Genomic DNA, 21,491 nt, shown 5'->3' on the forward strand with positions numbered 1-21,491 from the left:
CGCCTGGCTTTCTCGCGAAAGCACATACCTCCCCGGGCAGGCCGAACTGGCGGCGAACTATATCACTGCAAAGGCCAAGCGCCCAAGGCCCAAGCCGGGCATGTTCAGCAACATGATCGCCTGAAATCATCTATATAGAGGGATTCGGTAACAGGGAATGACAAACCGCGACGAACTTGCGTGAGGGTTTTGATCATTACCGCTATAATCGCCGCCTTTTCATCAGGCTATACGATTTCTGACATGAGCCAATCCAGCGACCTGATTCAATCTGCACAACGCACCATTCGCCTCGAACTGGAAGCCGTACAAGGCTTGTTGCCCCATATCGACGCAGATTTCGTACGCGCTTGCGAGATGATTCTGGCCAGCAAAGGCCGCGTGGTCGTGGTCGGCATGGGCAAATCGGGGCACATCGGCAACAAGATTGCCGCCACCCTGGCCAGCACCGGCACCACGGCGTTCTTCGTGCATCCGGCCGAGGCCAGCCATGGCGACATGGGCATGATCACTCGCGACGACATCATCCTGGCACTGTCAAACTCTGGCTCCACCAATGAAATCGTCACCCTGCTGCCACTGATCAAGCGTCTGGGCATTAAATTGATCAGCATCACCGGCAATCCCGATTCAGCGCTGGCCAAGGCTGCCGAGGTCAATCTCAATGTTCACGTCGAGCACGAAGCCTGCCCGCTGAACCTGGCGCCGACCTCGTCGACCACCGCCGCCCTGGTCATGGGCGACGCCCTGGCAGTGGCGCTGCTGGAAGCCCGTGGTTTTACCGCTGAAGACTTCGCCTTTTCCCATCCCGGTGGCGCACTGGGCCGACGCCTGCTGCTGAAAGTGGAAAACGTCATGCACGCCGGGCAAGAGCTGCCGCAGGTTCAGCGCGGCACCCTGCTCAAGGACGCGTTGATGGAAATGACCCGCAAGGGCCTGGGCATGACCGTGATACTGGAAGCGGACGGTAAACTCGCCGGAATCTTCACCGACGGCGATCTGCGTCGCACCCTGGACCGCACCATTGACATCCACAGCGCCACCATCGATCAGGTCATGACCGCCCACGGCAAGACCGCCCGCGCCGAGATGCTCGCCGCCGAGGCACTGAAAATCATGGAAGACCACAAGATCAACGCGCTGGTAGTGGTCGACAGCGAAGATCGTCCGGTCGGCGCCTTGAACATGCACGATTTGCTGCGTGCGGGAGTAATGTAATGAGCACGGACCTGCTGCAACGCGGCAAACAGATCAAACTGGCGGTGTTCGACGTCGACGGCGTGCTGACCGACGGGCGCCTGTACTTCCTCGAAGACGGCAGCGAATTCAAGACTTTCAACACCCTCGACGGCCAGGGCATCAAGATGTTGATGGCAGCCGGTGTGCAGACCGCTATCATCAGCGGTCGCAAGACCCCGGTGGTTGAGCGGCGAGCGAAGAATCTGGGTATTCCACACCTTTATCAGGGTCGCGAAGACAAGCTGGTGGTGCTCGACGAACTTCTTGCCCAGCTCAATCTGAGCTATGAACAAGTGGCCTACCTTGGCGACGACCTGCCAGACCTGCCGGTGATTCGCCGCGTCGGCCTTGGCATGGCGGTGGCCAGCGCTGCCAGTTTCGTGCGCGAACACGCCCACGGCATCACCCAGGCCCGCGGTGGCGAGGGTGCCGCTCGCGAATTCTGTGAATTGATCCTGCGCGCCCAGGGCCGCCTCGATGCGGCTAATGCTGCGTACCTGTGAGCCCATCATGCTGAGCAAAAAAATTCGCAACATCCTGATGTTCGGTTGCATCGCAGCGATTTTTGCGGCGGTTGGCTACTGGAACATCAGCCCGGAACGCTTCCTCGACAAGCCAGTGGTCAAGGTCGATGAAAGCGCGATCGACTATTACGCCATCAACGCCCACAGCGTGCAGTACCTGCCGGATGGCAAGTTGCAGTACGAAATGACGTCCGACAAGGTCGAACACCTGAAAGCGACGGAAGTGACGTTGCTGAGCAATCCAGACCTGAACATGTTCCGTGGCACCGAATTCCCCTGGCACGTCCAGAGCGAACGCGGCGAAGTCAACCCGGATGGCACTCAGGTCGAACTGATTGACTCGGTACGTATCACGCGTTTCGACGAAAAAAACCGTAAAACCCTGATTACCACCACCCGTATGACAGTGTTCCCGCAGCAGCAATATGCGCAGACCGAGCAACCCGTTAGAATCGACGGCGCTGGCGGTGTATCGACAGGCAACGGAATGAAAGCGTACTTGAAAGAAAGCAGGATACACCTGCTATCTAACGTAAGAGGACAGTATGAGGCTCGTTAAAACCCTCCCTATTTTGCTCAGTCTGGGCGCAGCACTGGGAAGCGTGAGCGCCTGGGCACTGCCGACCGATCAAGCGCAGCCTATCCGCATCCAGGCCGACGACGCCCAGCTGGACGACAAGAATGGCATTGCCACCTATAAAGGTGACGTGATCATCACTCAGGGCTCGATGATCGTTAAGGGCAACACCGTGACCATCACCCGTACGCCTGCCGGCGACATCGACGTGGTGACTTCGGTGGGCAACCTCGCCTACTTCGAACAACTGCAGACCGCTGGCGACACCAAGCCTGTTCAGGGCTGGGGTGTGACCATCCAGTACCACGCCGCGCAAAACCGCGTCGTGCTGATCGACAAGGCAAAAGTCGTCGACAAGGACAACAACACCACCCAAGGCGAGAAAATCGTCTACGACACGATCAAGAAGCTCGCGAGCGCGGGCCGTGCGACAGGCAACAAGGTCACTGAGTCGCGCCCACGCATCGACATGGTGATCCAGCCGAAGAAGAAAACCGACGAGCAAAAGGCCCAGTAATGGCAACTCTGAAAGCTCAGCATCTGGCCAAGAGCTACAAGAGCCGCCAGGTCGTGCGTGACGTCAGCCTGTCGATCGACAGCGGTCAAATCGTCGGCCTGCTGGGCCCTAACGGCGCCGGCAAGACTACCTGCTTCTACATGATCGTCGGCCTGGTACAGGCCGATCAGGGTCGCGTACTGATCGACGACCTGGACGTCAGCCACCAGCCGATGCATGGTCGTGCGAAGGCCGGTATCGGCTATCTTCCACAAGAAGCGTCGATTTTCCGCAAGCTGTCGGTGGCCGATAACATCATGGCCATTCTCGAGACCCGCAAGGAACTCGACAAGGCCGGTCGCCGCAAAGAGCTGGAAAGCCTGCTGCAGGAATTCCACATCCACCACATCCGCGACAACCTCGGCATGAGTCTGTCCGGCGGTGAGCGTCGCCGCGTGGAAATCGCCCGGGCACTGGCCACCAACCCGAAATTCATCCTCCTCGACGAACCCTTCGCCGGCGTGGACCCGATTTCGGTGGGCGACATCAAGCAGATCATCCATCACCTCAAGGCCAAGGGCATTGGCGTGCTGATCACGGACCACAACGTCCGTGAAACCCTCGATATCTGCGAAACCGCCTACATCGTCAACGATGGCCAGCTGATCGCCGAAGGTGACTCCGCCACCATCCTGGCCAACGAACTGGTCAAGGAAGTGTATCTGGGCCATGAGTTCCGCCTGTAAGCACTGAGGTGTCTGGCCAATTGCCCAGGCGCTCGTTTCAATAAAAAATCAATAGTTTTTTATTGTTACAGCGCTCTAGGCAAACACTTCAGTTTCAGGCATATAATTTGCTTATGTTTGGCGCTTCGGCGCCCTGTAGTGGATGGCGCATGTGCGCCGGCGAATAAGGTGTTAAGCCCCTGCCATGAAACCATCGCTAGTCTTGAGAATGGGCCAGCAGCTGACGATGACACCGCAGCTGCAACAGGCTATCCGCCTGCTCCAATTGTCGACCCTGGACCTGCAACAGGAAATCCAGGAGGCCCTGGAGTCCAATCCGATGCTCGAACGCCAGGAAGAAGGCGACGACTTCGATAACGCCGACCCCTTGGCCGACAACGCCGAACAGAAACCCAACGCCGACATTCAGGAACCCTCCTACCAGGAAACCGCTCCGACGGTGGACAACCTCGAGGAAGGCGACTGGAACGAGCGCATCCCCAACGAATTGCCCGTCGACACGGCCTGGGAAGACGTCTACCAGACCAGCGCCAGCAGCCTGCCAAGCAACGATGACGACGAATGGGATTTCACCACTCGCACATCGGCCGGTGAAAGCCTGCAAAGCCATTTGCTCTGGCAACTGAACCTGGCGCCGATGTCCGACACCGATCGCTTGATCGCCGTGACCCTGATCGACTGCATCAACAATCAGGGCTACCTGGACGAAACCCTTGAGGAAATCCTCGAAGCCTTCGATCCGGAGCTGGACATCGAGCTGGACGAGATCGAAGCCGTCCTGCACCGCATCCAGCAATTCGAACCCGCTGGCATCGGCGCTCGCAATCTCGGTGAATGCCTGTTGCTGCAACTGCGTCAGCTGCCCGCCAAGACCCCTTGGCTGGTCGAGGCCAAGCGCCTGGTCACCGATTACATCGACCTGCTTGGCAGCCGTGATTACAGCCAGCTGATGCGCCGTATGAAGCTCAAGGAAGATGAACTGCGCCAGGTCATCGAACTGGTCCAGAGCCTCAACCCGCGCCCGGGCTCGCAGATCGAGTCCGCTGAAGCCGAATACGTCGTGCCCGATGTGATCGTACGCAAGGACAACGAGCGCTGGCTGGTGGAATTGAACCAGGAGTCGGTGCCACGTTTGCGGGTCAACGCCCAGTACGCCGGTTTCGTACGTCGCGCCGATACCAGTGCCGATAACACCTTCATGCGCAATCAGCTGCAGGAGGCGCGCTGGTTCATCAAAAGCCTGCAAAGCCGCAACGAAACCCTGATGAAGGTGGCCACCCAGATCGTCGAGCATCAGCGCGGTTTTCTGGAGTACGGCGACGAAGCCATGAAGCCGTTGGTGTTGCACGACATCGCCGAAGCGGTAGGCATGCATGAATCGACGATTTCACGGGTGACCACGCAAAAATTCATGCATACCCCACGGGGCATCTATGAACTGAAATACTTTTTCTCCAGCCACGTAAGTACCTCCGAAGGCGGTGAATGCTCGTCCACGGCGATCCGCGCGATCATCAAAAAACTGGTTGCCGCGGAAAATCAGAAAAAGCCGTTGAGTGACAGCAAGATCGCTGGTTTACTGGAGGCACAAGGCATTCAGGTGGCTCGCCGCACCGTCGCCAAGTACCGCGAATCCCTCGGGATCGCGCCTTCGAGCGAACGCAAGCGGTTGATGTAGAGCCACGCCACAGCGTTCCAGTGGCAGGCATTTCTGCCTGCCGCTTTATGCACTGGCAACGAAGGAGAAGCTGTATGCAAGTCAACATCAGTGGACACCAACTGGAAGTGACCGAACCTCTTCGCACCTACATCGGCGAAAAACTCGAACGATTAGAGAGGCATTTCGACAAGATCACCAATGTGCAAGTCACGATGACGGTCGAAAAGCTCAAGCAGAAAATCGAAGCCACGCTGCATATTCCCGGCAATGAAGTGGTCGCTAACGCGGAGCATACCGATATGTACGCGGCGATCGACGCACTGACCGACAAGCTGGATAAACAACTCAAAAAGCATAAGGAAAAGACCCAAAGCCTCCTCCAGGGCGCGACCGGTCGTTAACACTCCCAACCCATGATCCGACTTGAAAGCATCCTGACCCCCGGCCGTTCCCTCGTGAACGTGCCGGGCGGCAGTAAAAAGAAAGCCCTCGAGCAAATTGCCAACCTGATCGCCCGCGAAGTGCCGGATCTGGAGATGCAAGATGTCTTCGAGGCTTTGATTGCCCGTGAAAAACTCGGTTCCACCGGTTTTGGCAACGGCATCGCCATCCCCCACTGCCGCCTCAAGGGTTGTCACTCGCCTATCAGTGCCTTGATGCACCTGGATGCACCCATCGATTTCGACGCCATTGATGGCGCCCCGGTTGACCTGCTGTTCGTGCTGCTGGTCCCGGAAGCCGCCACCGATGCGCACCTGGAACTGCTGCGCCAGATTGCCAGCATGCTTGATCGCAAGGAAGTGCGCGAAAAACTGCGTAGCGCCCCGAGCAACGAAGCCTTGTATCAGGTTGTCCTGAACGAGCAAAACGGTCACTAATCATGCGCCTGATCATCGTCAGTGGCCGCTCCGGCTCAGGTAAAAGTACCGCCCTCGATGTTCTCGAGGACAACGGCTACTACTGCATCGACAACCTGCCTGCCGGCTTGCTGCCGGAACTGGCCGAGCGCGCGCTGATTCACACCGAACTGGCACAACCATTGGTGGCCGTGTCCATCGATGCGCGCAATTTGCCAAGTCACCTGACACGGTTTCCCGAACTTCTGGAAGAAGTCCGCAGCCGGCATATCCAGTGCGATGTGCTGTATCTGGACGCCGACGAAGAGACCTTGCTCAAACGCTTTTCGGAAACCCGTCGTCGTCACCCGCTGAGCAGCGCCAATCGCTCGCTGGCGGAGGCGATACAGGATGAAACAAACCTGCTGGGGCCGATTGCCGATCTGGCCGATCTGAAGGTCAACACCACCAATCTGAACCTGTATCAGCTACGCGATACCATCAAGCTGCGCCTGCTGAATCAGCCAGAGCCCGGCACTGCGTTTCTGGTCGAATCTTTCGGGTTCAAGCGTGGCATGCCGGTGGACGCCGATCTGGTGTTCGACGTGCGCTGCCTGCCCAACCCTTACTGGAAACCGGAGCTGCGCGCTCAATCCGGGCTCGATCAACCGGTGGCCGAGTACCTGGCCGCACAACCGGACGTCGAAGAGATGTTCCAGGACATTTCCTCCTACTTGCTCAAGTGGCTGCCCCGCTTTGCCGCCAGCAACCGCGCCTATGTCACCATTGCCATTGGCTGCACGGGCGGGCATCACCGCTCCGTCTATCTGACCGAACGTCTGGGTCAGGTCCTGCAAAAAACCCTGAAGAACGTCCAGGTTCGCCACCGCGACCTCAGCTAAAGGATTCACATCGCGATGCCTGCTCTGGAAATCGAAATCATCAACAAGCTCGGCCTGCATGCCCGCGCGTCTGCCAAATTTGTCGGAGTCGCCGGTCAGTTCAAGGATTGCACGATCAGGGTAGGACGCACGCCAGAATCCGCGGTCGACGGCAAAAGCATCATGGCCATGATGATGCTGGCCGCTGGCAAAGGCACCAAAATCCACCTGAGTACCGAAGGCGAACAGGAACAGGAAGCGCTGGATGCACTGGTGAAGCTGATTAACAACTACTTCGACGAAGGCGAATAAACATCAAAAGATCGCAGCCTTCGGCAGCTCCTACATGGGATTGCGTACACCTGTAGGAGCTGCCGAAGGCTGCGATCCTTTTTCTCAAGCAAGCGCCGTATCCATCACCAGCATCAGACAAAACCCGATCATCAGCCCAAGGCTGGCCAGTTAGTCGTGACCATGGCGGCGCATCTGCGTTGTATCCAATAAAAAAGGCGCGCCATCCAATAGATGGCGCGCCTTTTTTTTGTGCAGCGGTCGCAGGTTAGCTACCCGCCACGGTCATCCGTTCGATCAACACCGAACCGGTGCGAATGTTGCTGCGCAATTCCAGGTCATTACCGACCGCCACGATCTGCTTGAACATGTCGCGCATGTTGCCGGCGATGGTCACTTCCTGGACCGCGAACTGGATTTCGCCATTCTCGACCCAGAAACCCGCCGCACCACGGGAGTAATCCCCGGTGACCATGTTCAGGCCCTGCCCCATCAGTTCGGTGACCAGCAGGCCGCGACCCATGCGACGCAGCAAGGCTGCCTGATCTTCATCGCCGTGGGTGACGAACAGGTTGTGCACGCCACCGGCGTTGGCGGTGCTCGGCATGCCTAGTTTGCGACCGGAGTAAGTACCCAGCACGTAAGAAACCAATTGGCCGTTTTCAACGAAAGGCTTGGCATACGTTGCCAGACCGTCACCATCGAACGCCGAGCTGCCCAGGCCGCGCATCAAGTGCGGGCGCTCATCAAGCGTCAACCACTCAGGGAACAACCGTTGACCCAGCGTGCCTTCGAGGAACGATGATTTGCGGTACAGGTTCCCCCCGGAAATCGCTCCCAGGAAGCTGCTGAACAGACCGCCGGCCAATTCCGCGGAAAACAGTACCGGCACTTCACAGGTTGGCACCGGGCGGGCGCCCAGACGACTCGCCGCCCGCTGCGCGGCACGCTGACCGATGCTCTGCGGGTCGGCCAGTAAATTGCCCTGACGGTTTACGTCATACCAGTAATCACGCTGCATCTGGCCATCGGCTTCGGCGATCATCACGCAGCTGAGGCTGTGACGGGTCGACGCGTAACCGCCGATAAATCCGTGACTGTTGCCGTAAACCCGGCAGCCCTGGTGAGTACTGAGGGTGGTGCCGTCGGCGTTCTTGATCCGGCTGTCGGTGGCAAACGCCGCCGCTTCACAGGCCAGGGCCTGCTCGATGGCTCGCTCCGGGGTAATGTCCCATTGATGGAACAGGTCGAAATCCTGCAGGTCCTTGGCCATCAACGCGGCGTCCGCCAGGCCCGAGGCTTCGTCTTCGGAGGTGTGTTTGGCAATGGCCAGCGCGGCGGCGACGGTTTCGCGAATCGCTTCCGAACCGCTGGCCGAGGTGCTGGCAGAGCCTTTGCGCTGTCCCACATACAAGGTGATGCCAAAGCCCTGGTCGCGATTGAACTCAACGGTTTCGACTTCCCGCTGACGCACCGTGGTCGACAGGCCCTGCTCCAGCGACACCGCTACTTCACAGGCACTGGCGCCCTGGCGCTTGGCTTCAGCGATGATCTGCTCGACTTGCTCTTGCAGTGCCGGCAACGCTTGTGGGCCGACGCTTTCAACTGCACTCATGCTGTTCTCCACTCAAATTCTGCTTTCGGCTGGGGCCTTCGAGCGACCGGGCCGGACAAGCGGCCCCCGACTGGTTATCATGGCGGCGTTTCTTTGCGGACGGCCACCATGGTTGATTCTTACGACGACTCCCTCGATACGGGAGAAAAAAGCAAATCCCAGGTTAAACGCGAGCTGCATGCTCTGGTTGACCTCGGCGAACGCCTTACAACGCTCAAGCCTGACTTGCTGGCAAAACTGCCCTTGACCGACGCTTTGCGCCGGGCTCTGGGCGATGCGCCCAAGCACACCGCGAATATCGCGCGTAAACGGCACCTTATGTTCATTGGCAAACTGATGCGCGATCAGGACACTGACGCCATTCTGACTCTGCTCGATCAACTGGATGCCTCCACTCGGCAATACAACGAACGTTTCCATGGCCTGGAACGCTGGCGCGATCGCTTGATCGCGGGCGACGATGCAGTCCTGGAGAAGTTCGTGCTCGACTACCCGGAAGCTGATCGTCAGCAATTGCGCTCCCTGATCCGTCAGGCCCAGCACGAACTGGCGACCAACAAGCCACCGGCTTCGAGCCGTAAAATATTCAAGTACATCCGTGAGCTGGACGAGACTCAACGCGGTTTGCGCTGAGTAACGCCTATCCCTGTAGGAGCTGCCGCAGACTGCGATCTTTTGATCTTGTTTCTTAAAAACAGAATCAAAAGATCGCAGTCTGCGGCAGCTCCTACAAGGATTGTGTACATCCTTATGCGCCTGTGCCACCCACAGTGATCGCATCGATTTTCAGCGTTGGCTGGCCGACACCCACCGGCACCGACTGCCCATCCTTGCCGCACGTCCCCACACCGCTGTCCAGCGCCAGATCGTTACCGACCATCGACACCTTACTCATGGCTTCCGGCCCGTTGCCGATCAACGTAGCGCCTTTGACCGGGGCAGTAATCTTGCCGTCTTCGATCAGGTACGCCTCGCTGGTGGAGAACACGAACTTGCCGCTGGTGATGTCCACCTGACCGCCACCGAGGTTGGCGCAGTAGATGCCTTTTTTCACCGAAGCGATGATTTCCGCCGGGTCGCTTTCGCCACCGAGCATGTAAGTGTTGGTCATGCGCGGCATCGGCAGGTGCGCGTAGGATTCGCGACGACCGTTACCGGTGCGGGCCACGCCCATCAGGCGCGCGTTGAGCTTGTCCTGCATATAACCTTTGAGCACGCCGTTTTCGATCAGCGTGGTGCACTCGGTCGGCGTGCCTTCGTCGTCGACGCTCAGCGAACCACGGCGCCCGGCGAGGGTGCCGTCATCGACGATGGTGCAGAGCTTCGATGCAACCATCTCGCCCATGCGCCCGCTGTAGGCCGAACTGCCCTTGCGGTTGAAATCGCCTTCCAGGCCATGACCGACGGCTTCGTGCAGCAACACGCCGGACCAACCCGAACCCAACACCACCGGCAACGTACCGGCCGGGGCCGGGATGGCTTCCAGATTCACCAGCGCCTGACGCAACGCTTCGCGGGCATAGCCCATGGCGCGGTCGTCGCTGAGGAAATAGCGGTAATCGGTACGACCGCCACCGCCATGACCGCCGCGCTCACGACGGCCATTCTGCTCGACAATCACGCTGACGTTGAAACGCACCAGCGGTCGCACATCCGCCGCCAGTCCACCGTCGGTGGAGGCGATCAGAATCCGTTCCCAGACCCCGGCCATGCTCACGGTGACTTGCTGGATACGCGGGTCGAGAGCACGGGTCGCCACGTCGATACGCTTGAGCAGCTCGACTTTCTCGGCACGGGTCATCACTTCCAGCGGATTATCCGGCCCATACAATTGGGCAACATCCTGGGTGGTGAACGCCTGCACAGTGCCGTTCTGTCCGGCCCGGGAGATCGAACGGGCCGCACGGGCGGCCGCGCCCAAGGCTTCGAGGGTGATCGCATTGCTGTAGGCGAAACCGGTTTTTTCACCCGATTGCGCACGCACGCCGACACCCTGGTCGAGGTTGAAGCTGCCTTCCTTGACGATCCCGTCTTCCAGCGCCCAGGACTCGGAAATCTGCCCCTGGAAATACAGGTCGGCGGCATCGATGCCCGGGCCGGCCAGATCGCCGAGCACACCTTGCAGGCTCTCGATCGTTACGCCGCCGGGTGCCAGGAGGTGTTCACTGACGGAGGACAACAACTCGCTCATATGCTTTACGCCTTAAATTCGTCGTTCTGATGCAGGTCGCTGGGCGCCCTGCGAGAAAAATCGCCGGTGAGTGGACACCGGCATCCGCGCCCTGATGGACGCCTGTTCGCTGCTGTCGCGTTCGGCCAGCAGCACGGCTTCGCCTTGATCCTGTTGCGCCAGCACACGCCCCCATGGGTCGACAATCGCGGCATGACCAAAGGTTTCTCGTGGCCCCGGATGCGTCCCGCCCTGGGCGGCCGCGAGTACGTAACACTGAGTTTCGATGGCCCGCGCGCGAATCAGCACGTCCCAATGGGCCGCGCCGGTCACCGCGGTAAAGGCCGACGGTGCGGTAATCAATTCCGCGCCGGCTGCACGCAATTCGCTATAGAGCTCCGGAAATCGTAAATCGTAACAAACCGTCAGGCCGACTCGACCGACGGGCGTGTCGGCAACCACCACGCCACTGCCATAAGCATAGTCATCGGATTCGCGATAACGCCCGCGATTGTCCGCCACATCCACGTCGAACAGGTGCAGCTTGTCATACCGTGCAACGGTTTCGCCCAAGTCATTCACCAGCAACGAGCACGCATGCACCTTGGCCGTCGGTTGATCCACCGGCGGCAACGGCAATGTGCCGGCCACTATCCATAACTTGAGGTCGCGGGCGGTCTGTTTCAACCACGGCAGGATCGGGCCTTCGCCCAAGGCCTCGGCGCGGCCGATGTCGGCAATGTCGCGACGGCCCATGGCGGCGAAGTTTTCCGGCAGCACGGCAAGTCGCGCGCCGCCGGTCGCCGCCTGTTCGAGCAGACGACGGGCCTGGGCCAGATTGGCCAGCACGTCGCTCTGGCTGACCATTTGAATTACCGCTACGGACATGGCCTGTTCCCTATGTGAAATCTACGCATACCTGCAGGAGCTGCGGAGTGAAACGAGGCTGCGATCTTTTGACCTTGATCTTTAAAGTCAAAAGATCGCAGCCTGCGGCAGCTCCTGCAGGGGTAAGCGGCGTCGCATGGAAACATGCTACTCCATAGCCCCCAAGAGTGCTTTTTCAAAAAAATTCAAAAAGGCTTGTCATAGGTGATTTTGGGATCTTTCCATGGGCCTTTGACGGTGTACTTGACGCTGGCGAAGCGTGCCACGCGGTCACCGATCAGCTTGTCGATCAGAAACAGCGCCCCGCCGACAGCCGGTGCACCGACGATCAGCGCGGCAATTGGCAGGTTGTTGGTCACCGGTAAGGTCACCAGCAACTTGGCATCAACCTGATCGGCGACCATGTCCATGGTGCCATTGAGCTCCAGGTTGCTCGACGGACCGGTCAGCACGATCGGTTCGCGGGTCACATACACACCGTTGGTCGCGACCAGCAGGCCTTTGACCCGGTCATAACTCAAGCCTTTGCCAAACAGGTCGGAAAAGTCCAGGCGCAAGCGGCGGCCGATGGAGTTGAAATTGAGCAGACCAAACACGCGCAATGCCTGAGCGCTGCCCTCAACGTCAACGAACTGACCTTTATTCAATGAAGCATCGAGGCTGCCCGAGAAGCGTTTGGTCGCCAGCCATGCCGGCGACCCCGGCCAGCGACCGTCGACATCCATATGGAATTCTTCGCTGGTGACGCTTGGCGCAAATCCCCAGCCCTTGAGCACGTCGGAGAGGTTCTTGCCACTGATCCGGCCCTTGTACCAACTGGTGGAATTACCCGGCGTGCCTTCCCAACCACCGCTGCCTTGCAAGAGGATGCCCTTGAGGCCCAGGTCCAGGGTATTGAGCGCAATGCCCTTGCCGGTCGGACGGACTTTCAAGCGCCAGGCGCCCACCAGATCCTGGCCCTGGAACAGCTGATTGATGGTGATATCCAGCGCCGGGATCTTCGTCGGGTCCACGGTAGCCAGTGGATCCGGGGAATTCTCGTCGGCCAGCACCGTCGGGTCCGGCGCCGGCAAACGCACGTATTGCAAATTGACCGCAATCGGTGCGGCTTTCGTATCGGGGATACCGACGCTGCCCTTGGCCTGCTGACTGTCGAGTTGCAGGGCCCACGCGGCTGGCTTGCGTGTCAACTGCACCGACGCCTGATCGAGGGTATTGCCCAAACCACTGAGTTTGCCAATCTTCAAATCCGCGCCACTGAGCAATTGCTTGGCGCTGCCGCCCGGATCCTGGCCGGCATACTTGCTCACCAGATCCTGCCAGGGGGCGATATCGAGTTCGGAAAGCTCACCGCGCACTCGCAGGCCTTTGGCACCTGGCAACATGGCATTGCCGCCGCCGAGCAACAACTCACCGCGACCGTCGGCGAAATTGCCGGTCGGTGCCGCGAACGTGAAATTCGCCAGTTCACCGTAATTGACCCAGTAACGTCGCTCAGGTCCTTGCAGGGTCATGCGGAACACCGTGTCGCGCCCGACATCGGCCGCCATGCCGAACGGCGCCGGCAAATCCACCGCCACGCCTTTGAGGTTGGAACTGACCATCAATTGGCTGTCGGCACCATTAAGGTTCAGCTGCAACTGATAAGGGACTACACCGGAAACCGGCAACGGCTGAGTGACGTTCAGCCATTCGGTGAGTTTCTTGACCTCGACCTCACCCGATGCGGCCACCCGAGTGTTGAGCTTGCCCGGGCTGCCTTCGGCGAAGATCTGCGCGCTCACTGGCTTGTCGAACGCGCGCGCCGTGATTTTTTGCCCGCTCAGCCCCTTGGTGATGTCGAAACGGAAATCACCCTTGAGTTGCGTCAGCTCCAGGGTGGGCTCGCTGAGCTTCAAACGGGCCTTGTCGGTCTTGAAATCGACGAGGATTTTCGGCTTCTCGCCTTTGACCAGCGGGATATCGAGTTTGACCTTGCCTTGCAGATCCCCCTCGCCTTCCCAACCGGCGAAGGTGTCCGCGGTGCCGATCGGCGCTTCCTGCAATATCTTCAGGCCATCGCCCAACCCGCCAGCGAACCCGCCGTCGAGGAACAGATGCGTGCTCTGCCCGGCAGGCACATGGGGAATATTGACGTAGACATCGCTGACCTGGGTGTCGAGCAATTGGCCCTTGCTGGCCAGAATCCGCACGCCGCTGTCTTCGATAAACACATCGCCGCTGACCTTGCTGACGTGCGGCCAGCCCGGCTGAAACGCCAGTTCGGCATCGTGAACCTTGAAAAACAGGCTGATGCTGCGAGCCGTTTCGGCCGCGCCATGGTTCAGCGAACCCTGGTACTGGAAGAAGCCTTCGTCCACCGCGCCTTTGAGAATCGCCGTGCGCAGCCATTCGTCCAGCGCCGGGCTCAACATTTGCGGCAGGTATTTGGCAGTGTAGCGACCGTCGCCGTCGACCAGGCCGACCCGCAGGTCCATGTAATCTTCCTGGGTGTGATCAAAATGCAGGCGAATCAGGAAGTCGCCGGCAATCTTGCCCTCTTCGCCCAGCACCTTCAGATACGGCGCAATCAGGGTGAAGCCTTCCTTATCGAGTTTCCAGGTCAACCGGGCGTTGGCCTGAAGGTATTGCCATGGCTTGGCGAAAATCGGGTCCAGGTGCAGGGAAAAATCCTTGCTGTCCATGCGCAACTCGCCCTGCCCAAGGTCGCCACTGATGCTACCGCTGACATTTCGCGCCGCCGGTGCACCGTGATAAGCGTCGAAGCCGACCCGATCCAGATTGGCGGCGAAGCTGAATTTACTGTCATCGGTCGCCTCGGGGCGGATGTCGACCAGCACGTTACGCAACACCCCGGTCACCTTGAGGCGCTGGACTGCCGTGGCGACACCTTCCGGAAGCGGCCCCAAGGCGTTCAGCAACGGGGTGAGCGGCGTGAGATCGAGGCGGTCGGCTTGCAAATGCAAGAGCTCTTGCGACTCATCAGTCGCCACGCGTTGTTGGAATTGCAGTTTCGATTCCCAGCGGGTATCGCCCAGGTTCATGGCCAGAGAGTCCAGGGTCACCATGACACCGGTGGAACTGCGCTGGAAATACCCGTTAAGCGCCAGATTGTTGATCTGGATCGGCGCCCGCTCGGCGTAGCCACCCTTGAGTTGCGGTGCGTTCAAACGGATCGCGGCGCGTTGCAGGGCGCCCTCGCTCCAGTTCACCCAGAATTCGCCACCGGCCTTGATCTCGGAGAAATTCCATTGCTGAGTCAGGCGCTCGGGCAACCATTTCGACCAATCGCTTTGCGGCAGGCTCAAGTAGGCGTCCACCTCGCCGTCCTCCCACTGGGCTGCGCGCAAACGGGTACGCACACTCATCGCCACCGGCTGACCATCGGGCAGGGTCAGACGGGCGTCGAGGCGCTGACGCGACACTCCGGTTTTCAGGGTCAAGCCGACGTACGTCAGGGTCAGCGGTTGCTGCTCCAGAGGCTGCAAGGTCACCTGGCTGTCGAGTACCGACAACTGCTGAACCCGTTGCATGTGATTGAGCAACTGCTCCGGGTCCAGCGGTTGATCCTGGCGCACCGGTAAACCTTCCAGCACCCAATGACCGTCGTCGCCTTCCTTGAGGCTGACCTTCAGGCCGCTGAGTTCCAGATGTGCGATGCGCACGTCGCGAGCCAGCAGGCTGGCCCACAAATCCGGCACCGCGCGCACCTGGTCCAGGCGCAGGGCATTGGAACCCTCGCCGACCATAACGTCATGGGCCAGCAGAACCGGCGCGAGGCCACTCCATTTACCTTCCAGCGCGCCAATACGCAGCGGCATGCCCAAGGCATCGCTGGCTTTGGCTTCGACCTCGGCACGGTACTCGGCCACCAGCGGCGTCAGTTCCCGACCGAGGCTGACGAACAGCGCCATCAGCACCAAAACCAACGCGCACAGGCCCAGCCCCCAGCGGGTCAGTGCGCCCAAAATGCGTGTCAGACGGTCCATGTCAGTTGGCTCCCATGGCAAAAATACTGCAAAAAGCTGAGGCCAGCCGTTCTAGTGGATTTGAAACGATTCAGAGCAGCACCACGTCGTATTGTTCCTGGGAATACATGGTTTCCACCTGAAACCGAATGGTGCGCCCGATAAAGCCCTCGAGCTCGGCGACGTTGCCCGACTCTTCATCGAGCAAGCGGTCGACCACTTTCTGATTCGCCAGCACCCGATAGCCTTCGGCCTGATAAGCCCGGGCCTCACGCAGGATTTCGCGGAAGATCTCGTAGCACACGGTTTCCGGGGTCTTGAGCTTGCCGCGACCCTGGCAACTGCTGCACGGTTCGCACAGCACCTGCTCAAGACTTTCGCGGGTGCGCTTGCGGGTCATCTGCACCAGGCCCAACTCGGTGATGCCGATAATGTTGGTCTTGGCGTGATCGCGTTCCAGTTGCTTCTCGAGGGTACGCAACACCTGACGCTGATGCTCTTCGTCTTCCATGTCGATGAAGTCGATGATGATGATCCCGCCCAGGTTGCGCAGACGCAGCTGGCGGGCAATGGCGGTGGCGGCTTCGAGGTTGGTCTTGAAGATGGTTTCTTCGAGGTTGCGATGACCGACGAAGGCCCCGGTGTTGACGTCGATGGTGCTCATGGCTTCCGCCGGATCGACCACCAGATAACCACCGGACTTGAGTGGCACCTTGCGTTCCAGGGCTTTCTGAATTTCATCTTCGACACCATACAGGTCGAAAATCGGTCGTTCGCCAGGGTAATGCTCCAGGCGGTCGGCGATTTCCGGCATCAGTTCGGCGACGAATTGCGTGGTTTTCTGGAAGGTTTCCCGGGAGTCGATGCGGATCTTCTCGATCTTCGGGCTCACCAGGTCGCGCAAGGTACGCAGCGCCAGGCCGAGGTCTTCGTAGATCACGCTCGGGGCATTGATGGTTTTGATCTGGGCACTGATCTGGTCCCAGAGCCTGCGCAGGTAGCGGATGTCCATGAGGATTTCATCGGCCCCGGCCCCTTCGGCTGCGGTACGCAAAATAAAACCGCCGGCTTCCTTGATGCCTTCTTTGGCCACGCAGTCGGTGACCACCTGCTTGAGGCGTTCACGCTCGGCTTCGTCTTCGATCTTCAAAGAAATGCCGACGTGGGCAGTGCGCGGCATGTACACCAGATAGCGCGACGGAATCGACAATTGCGTCGTCAGGCGTGCGCCTTTGGAGCCGATCGGGTCCTTGGTGACTTGCACCACCAGGCTCTGACCTTCGTGGACCAGCGCGCTGATGCTCTCCACCGCCGGGCCTTCGCGCAGGGAAATTTCCGAGGCATGAATAAAGGCGGCGCGGTCCAGACCGATATCGACGAAGGCCGCCTGCATGCCCGGCAATACCCTCACGACCTTGCCTTTATAGATGTTACCGACGATCCCGCGCTTTTGCGTACGCTCTACATGGACCTCTTGCAGGACACCGTTTTCAACCACCGCCACGCGCGATTCCATCGGCGTGATGTTGATCAGGATCTCTTCACTCATGGCAGGGTCTCGTTCAGGCATGTTCACGATAATGGCCGCATCTTGTCAGTACGGCGCTCAGCGCGCGTTAAGGGTTTGCCAACAGGGTATGCCGAAATGGCCGAGCAGCTCGCAGGTTTCGCACAACGGCAGTCCGACTACCGCCGAGTAACTGCCATTGAGCCCGGCGACGAACACCGCGCCCAGTCCTTGAATCCCGTAACCGCCAGCCTTGTCCCGGGGTTCGCCGCTGGCCCAGTAGGCCGCCGCTTCGTCGCGTCCGATGGTGCGAAAACGCACCAGACTGCGCACCACCATAGACTCACAGCGCTCGCCATCGCGCACTGCAATCGCTGTCAGCACTTCATGCTCACAGCCAGACAACAGCATAAGCATGGCGCATGCGTCGGCTTCGTCCACCGGCTTGCCGAGAATTTTCCCGTCCAGCACCACGGCAGTATCGGCGCCCAGCACGCAGAAATCCGCGTCAGACACGACCATCCCGTGCCCGGCCTCGGCCTTGCCGCGCGCCAGACGCTCGACATAAGCCGACGGGGATTCTTCAGGTAAAGGGGTTTCATCGATGTCCGCGCTGATGGCGGAGAACGGCACGCCGATCTGCGTGAGCAGTTCACGCCGACGCGGCGAACCTGAGGCGAGGTACAGCTGCTTCATCAAGACATCTCCCTGTCCAGTGCCCTGTCTCACGAATACTGTTCCTTTTTGGCGAGACAGGGCACCGGTGTGGGCTCATGCCTGACCGAATTAATTGATTTTGTAGCGTCGACGCAAACCGCGCAAACCGTAGCTGATCCACGGCCAGAGCAATGCACTGACCAGTGCCGGCAACACCAGTGCCAGGGTTGGCTGACGATTGCCGGTCAGGGCGCTCAGCCACAATTGAACCAGTTGGGCCAGGCCGAAGATCACCAGGATCACCAGGCTCTGTTGCCACATCGGGAACATGCGCAGGCGCTGTTGCAACGACAGCACCAGGAACGTAATGAGCGTGAGGATCAACGCGTTCTGGCCCAGCAACGTGCCATACAGCACGTCTTCGGCCAGCCCCAGGCACCAGGCGGTCACCATGCCGACTTTCTGTGGCATGGCCAAGGCCCAGAAGGCCAACAACAAAGCCAGCCACAGCGGACGCAGGATTTCCATGAATTGCGGCAGCGGCGAAACGCTGAGCAGCATGCCGATGGCAAAGGTCAACCAAACTATCCAGCCGTTTCGGGAGGAAGTTGCACCGCCCATTATTCTCTTCCCCCAGTGGTGGCCGGCGCGGAGACAGGCGGTTTGGCAGCAGGCTTCACGGCAGCGGGTTTGGCGGCCGCCGGTGCAGCGGCGGGTGGCTTGCCAGCAGAATGAGCAGCGGCAGGTTTGGCCGGGGTCGCGGCGGCAGGTGCAACAGCCGGAGCAGCTGGAGCTGGAGCAGGAGCAGCGGGCACCATCGACGCGGCCGGTTTCGGCACGGTCGCTGGAATGATCGGCCCACCGCCATGCTGGTCCAGCGCTTCCTGAGCCTGGGCAGCTTCGTTGGCGCGCTCCTCGGCGGTGCGGCCGTCACTGAATACCAGCAGCAGATAACGGCTGCGGTTCAACGCGGCGGTCGGCACCGCACGGACGATGGCAAATGGCTGACCGGAATCGTGGATCACTTCCCTGACCGTCGCCACCGGGTAACCCGCCGGGAAACGCTGACCCAGGCCGGAGCTGACCAGCAGATCACCTTCCTTGATGTCGGCGGTATCGGCAACATGACGCAGTTCAAGGCGTTCCGGGTTACCGGTGCCGCTGGCAATCGCCCGCAGACCGTTACGGTTCACCTGCACCGGAATGCTGTGGGTGGTGTCGGTCAGCAACAGTACGCGAGAGGTGTACGGCATCAACTCCACCACCTGCCCCATCAAGCCGCGGGCATCGAGTACCGGCTGACCGAGGATCACACCGTCGCGCTCACCTTTATTGATGATGATGCGATGGGTAAAGGGGTTGGGGTCCATGCCGATCAACTCGGCCACTTCGACCTTTTCGTTGACCAGCGCGGAAGAGTTGAGCAACTCGCGCAGCCGAACGTTCTGCTCAGTGAGGGCAGCAAGCTTTTGCATGCGCCCCTGCAACAGCAGGTTTTCGGTTTTGAGCTTTTCGTTTTCGGCGACCAGTTCGGTCCGGCTGCCGAATTGGCTGGCCACACCTTGCCATAGCCGCTGCGGCAGGTCGGTGATCCAGTAAGACTGCATCAGCACCAGCGACATCTGGCTACGCACTGGCTTGAGCAGTGTGAAGCGGGCATCGACCACCATCAGCGCGACCGATAGCACGACCAGCACTAATACGCGCACGCCCAATGAGGGGCCTTTGGTGAAAAGCGGTTTAATAAGCCGCTCCTCCCAGGCAAATGTGTTCTTTATTCATACGGCATCAAACCGGCCTGGATGCAGACTGACAGAAGATAAACGCCAACAGGCAGCACTGCAAAGTGCCGCCTGCGCGCTCAACAGCATAGAGGCGATCCGGCGACTTATTCGCTGGAAAGCAGATCCATGGTGTGTTTATCCATCATTTCCAATGCACGGCCACCGCCGCGAGCAACACAGGTCAGCGGATCTTCGGCGACGATCACCGGCAGACCGGTTTCCTGGGCCAGCAACTTGTCGAGGTCGCGCAGCAGAGCGCCACCACCGGTCAGCACCAGGCCACGTTCGGCGATATCGGAAGCCAGTTCCGGAGGAGACTGCTCCAGCGCACTTTTCACAGCCTGAACGATGGTGGCCAGGGACTCTTGCAGAGCTTCCAGCACTTCGTTGGAGTTCAGGGTGAATGCGCGTGGAACGCCTTCGGCCAGGTTACGGCCACGAACGTCGACTTCACGAACTTCGCCGCCCGGGTAGGCCGTACCGATTTCCTGTTTGATGCGCTCGGCGGTGGATTCGCCGATCAGGCTGCCGTAGTTGCGACGCACGTAGGTGATGATCGCTTCGTCGAAGCGGTCGCCGCCAACCCGTACGGATTCAGCATAAACCACACCGTTGAGGGAGATCAGCGCGATTTCAGTGGTACCGCCACCGATATCGACCACCATCGAACCGCGCGCTTCTTCAACCGGCAGGCCGGCACCGATCGCAGCAGCCATTGGCTCTTCGATCAGGAACACTTCCCGGGCACCGGCACCGAGGGCCGATTCACGGATGGCACGACGCTCAACCTGGGTGGATTTGCATGGAACGCAGATCAGCACACGAGGGCTAGGCTGCAGAAAGCTGTTTTCATGAACCTTGTTGATAAAGTATTGCAGCATCTTTTCGCACACGCTGAAGTCGGCGATCACGCCGTCCTTCATCGGACGAATGGCAGCAATGTTGCCCGGCGTACGACCGAGCATGCGCTTGGCCTCGGTGCCGACAGCCACGACACTTTTCTGGTTACCGTGTGTCCGAATAGCCACAACGGAGGGCTCATTCAGGACGATACCGCGCTCGCGCACGTAAATAAGGGTGTTGGCAGTGCCCAGGTCAATGGAAAGATCGCTGGAAAACATGCCACGCAGTTTCTTGAACATGGGAAAGGGACCCTAGGCAACGCGTGGGTAAAAAAGTGCGGCAAACTCTAACAACGACAGGGATTTTGGGCAAGGCGCCAATATGTTAAATTGGCCGCTTTTCTGTGCACCAAGCCCCACAATCGCGGCCTTGAGACCGTAGAAATGCGGTAGTGTTCCGACAATCTAACACACGGACGCCGTCCGTTCTGTTTTCCACTGGAGATTCCCATGGCGCTTGAACGCTCCGACGTGGAAAAAATCGCTCATTTGGCCTGCCTTGGCCTCAATGATGCCGATCTTCCACACATCACTTCGGCCCTGAACAGCATTCTCGGGCTGGTCGACGAAATGCAAGCGGTCAATACCGACGGTATCGAGCCGCTGGCCCACCCACTGGAAGCCAGCCAGCGCCTGCGTGCAGACGTCGTGACCGAAACCAATCATCGCGAGGCCTATCAGTCCATCGCACCAGCGGTCGAAAACGGCCTGTATCTGGTTCCGAAAGTCATCGACTAAAGGGAAAGAGCC

Annotated in this window: 21 protein-coding genes and 1 pseudogene; 12 read left to right on the forward strand and 10 right to left on the reverse strand. The window is 59.5% G+C overall.

The features are described 5' to 3' along the window. Positions 1-243: 243 nt before the first annotated feature. The 10 genes from KGB14_RS10305 (at position 244) to KGB14_RS10350 (ending at position 7,271) form a co-directional block, all read left to right on the forward strand. On the forward strand, positions 244-1,218 hold the full coding sequence (locus KGB14_RS10305) for a KpsF/GutQ family sugar-phosphate isomerase (RefSeq protein ID WP_223486238.1): 975 nt from the start codon (positions 244-246) through the stop codon (positions 1,216-1,218). Further along, positions 1,218-1,742: a KdsC family phosphatase gene (locus tag KGB14_RS10310; RefSeq protein ID WP_008008625.1), complete on the forward strand. Its 525-nt coding sequence runs from the start codon at positions 1,218-1,220 to the stop codon at positions 1,740-1,742. The genes KGB14_RS10305 and KGB14_RS10310 overlap by 1 nt, the downstream gene beginning before the upstream one ends. A 7-nt stretch (positions 1,743-1,749) precedes the next feature. Then, positions 1,750-2,322 (forward strand): LPS export ABC transporter periplasmic protein LptC, encoded by a 573-nt coding sequence (gene lptC, locus KGB14_RS10315; RefSeq protein ID WP_223486240.1) that lies wholly within the window; start codon positions 1,750-1,752, stop codon positions 2,320-2,322. Next, on the forward strand, positions 2,309-2,857 hold the full coding sequence (lptA, locus tag KGB14_RS10320; RefSeq protein ID WP_223486242.1) for a lipopolysaccharide transport periplasmic protein LptA: 549 nt from the start codon (positions 2,309-2,311) through the stop codon (positions 2,855-2,857). The genes lptC and lptA overlap by 14 nt, the downstream gene beginning before the upstream one ends. Next, complete coding sequence (gene lptB / locus KGB14_RS10325; RefSeq protein ID WP_007901537.1) at positions 2,857-3,582, forward strand: LPS export ABC transporter ATP-binding protein; 726 nt, start codon at positions 2,857-2,859, stop codon at positions 3,580-3,582. Before lptA ends, lptB begins: the two co-directional genes overlap by 1 nt. Positions 3,583-3,766: 184 nt before the next feature. Next, positions 3,767-5,260 carry an RNA polymerase factor sigma-54 gene (locus KGB14_RS10330; RefSeq protein ID WP_223486244.1) on the forward strand — a complete coding sequence of 498 codons (1,494 nt, stop codon included), beginning with the start codon at positions 3,767-3,769 and terminating at the stop codon, positions 5,258-5,260. 74 nt (positions 5,261-5,334) lie between these two features. Next, entirely contained in the window at positions 5,335-5,643 is a 309-nt protein-coding gene (hpf, locus tag KGB14_RS10335) for a ribosome hibernation-promoting factor, HPF/YfiA family (protein ID WP_007941242.1), read from the forward strand. A gap of 12 nt (positions 5,644-5,655) precedes the next feature. Beyond that, positions 5,656-6,120 (forward strand): PTS IIA-like nitrogen regulatory protein PtsN, encoded by a 465-nt coding sequence (gene ptsN, locus KGB14_RS10340; RefSeq protein ID WP_223486246.1) that lies wholly within the window; start codon positions 5,656-5,658, stop codon positions 6,118-6,120. A gap of 2 nt (positions 6,121-6,122) precedes the next feature. Next, a complete protein-coding gene (gene rapZ / locus KGB14_RS10345; RefSeq protein ID WP_223486249.1) occupies positions 6,123-6,980 on the forward strand; it encodes an RNase adapter RapZ in 858 nt (285 codons plus the stop codon). A gap of 15 nt (positions 6,981-6,995) precedes the next feature. Continuing rightward, positions 6,996-7,271 (forward strand): HPr family phosphocarrier protein, encoded by a 276-nt coding sequence (locus KGB14_RS10350; RefSeq protein WP_223486252.1) that lies wholly within the window; start codon positions 6,996-6,998, stop codon positions 7,269-7,271. Between the two features lie 84 nt (positions 7,272-7,355). On the opposite strand, the pseudogene KGB14_RS28645 reads toward KGB14_RS10350, so the two are convergent. Beyond that, positions 7,356-7,484: pseudogene (locus KGB14_RS28645) on the reverse strand (ZIP family metal transporter); the annotation flags it as partial. A 34-nt stretch (positions 7,485-7,518) separates the two neighbouring features. Continuing rightward, positions 7,519-8,865: a metalloprotease PmbA gene (pmbA, locus tag KGB14_RS10355; protein ID WP_223486254.1), complete on the reverse strand. Its 1,347-nt coding sequence runs from the start codon at positions 8,863-8,865 to the stop codon at positions 7,519-7,521. A 108-nt stretch (positions 8,866-8,973) separates the two neighbouring features. Here pmbA and yjgA point away from each other — a divergent pair, with 108 nt between their 5' ends. Then, positions 8,974-9,498, forward strand: coding sequence for a ribosome biogenesis factor YjgA (gene yjgA / locus KGB14_RS10360; protein ID WP_008026892.1), 525 nt, complete (start codon positions 8,974-8,976; stop codon positions 9,496-9,498). A 115-nt stretch (positions 9,499-9,613) separates the two neighbouring features. Here the strand turns inward: yjgA and tldD are convergent, their stop codons facing one another. The 8 genes from tldD to mreB form a co-directional block, all read right to left on the reverse strand. Next, a complete protein-coding gene (gene tldD / locus KGB14_RS10365) occupies positions 9,614-11,056 on the reverse strand; it encodes a metalloprotease TldD (protein ID WP_123355886.1) in 1,443 nt (480 codons plus the stop codon). Positions 11,057-11,068: 12 nt separating this feature from the next. Then, positions 11,069-11,923, reverse strand: a complete 855-nt coding sequence (locus tag KGB14_RS10370) for a carbon-nitrogen hydrolase family protein (RefSeq protein WP_223486256.1) — start codon at positions 11,921-11,923, stop codon at positions 11,069-11,071. Positions 11,924-12,108: 185 nt separating this feature from the next. After that, positions 12,109-15,912: a YhdP family protein gene (locus KGB14_RS10375; protein ID WP_223486258.1), complete on the reverse strand. Its 3,804-nt coding sequence runs from the start codon at positions 15,910-15,912 to the stop codon at positions 12,109-12,111. Positions 15,913-15,982: 70 nt separating this feature from the next. Further along, the gene (rng, locus tag KGB14_RS10380; RefSeq protein ID WP_223486260.1) at positions 15,983-17,440 is read right to left on the reverse strand and encodes a ribonuclease G; all 1,458 of its coding nucleotides are present in this window, start codon (positions 17,438-17,440) and stop codon (positions 15,983-15,985) included. 57 nt (positions 17,441-17,497) lie between these two features. Further along, the gene (locus KGB14_RS10385) at positions 17,498-18,094 is read right to left on the reverse strand and encodes a Maf family protein (protein ID WP_223486262.1); all 597 of its coding nucleotides are present in this window, start codon (positions 18,092-18,094) and stop codon (positions 17,498-17,500) included. 90 nt (positions 18,095-18,184) lie between these two features. After that, positions 18,185-18,676: a rod shape-determining protein MreD gene (mreD, locus tag KGB14_RS10390; protein ID WP_223486264.1), complete on the reverse strand. Its 492-nt coding sequence runs from the start codon at positions 18,674-18,676 to the stop codon at positions 18,185-18,187. Then, positions 18,676-19,800 (reverse strand): rod shape-determining protein MreC, encoded by a 1,125-nt coding sequence (mreC, locus tag KGB14_RS10395; RefSeq protein WP_223486315.1) that lies wholly within the window; start codon positions 19,798-19,800, stop codon positions 18,676-18,678. The genes mreD and mreC overlap by 1 nt, the downstream gene beginning before the upstream one ends. 143 nt (positions 19,801-19,943) lie before the next feature. After that, complete coding sequence (gene mreB / locus KGB14_RS10400; RefSeq protein ID WP_002555108.1) at positions 19,944-20,981, reverse strand: rod shape-determining protein MreB; 1,038 nt, start codon at positions 20,979-20,981, stop codon at positions 19,944-19,946. Positions 20,982-21,191: 210 nt separating this feature from the next. Here mreB and gatC point away from each other — a divergent pair, with 210 nt between their 5' ends. Next, positions 21,192-21,479, forward strand: a complete 288-nt coding sequence (gatC, locus tag KGB14_RS10405) for an Asp-tRNA(Asn)/Glu-tRNA(Gln) amidotransferase subunit GatC (RefSeq protein WP_007901429.1) — start codon at positions 21,192-21,194, stop codon at positions 21,477-21,479. The last annotated feature ends 12 nt before the right edge of the window (positions 21,480-21,491 follow it).

Source organism: Pseudomonas sp. A-RE-19 (assembly GCF_019956555.1).
Taxonomy (GTDB): Bacteria; Pseudomonadota; Gammaproteobacteria; order Pseudomonadales; family Pseudomonadaceae; genus Aquipseudomonas.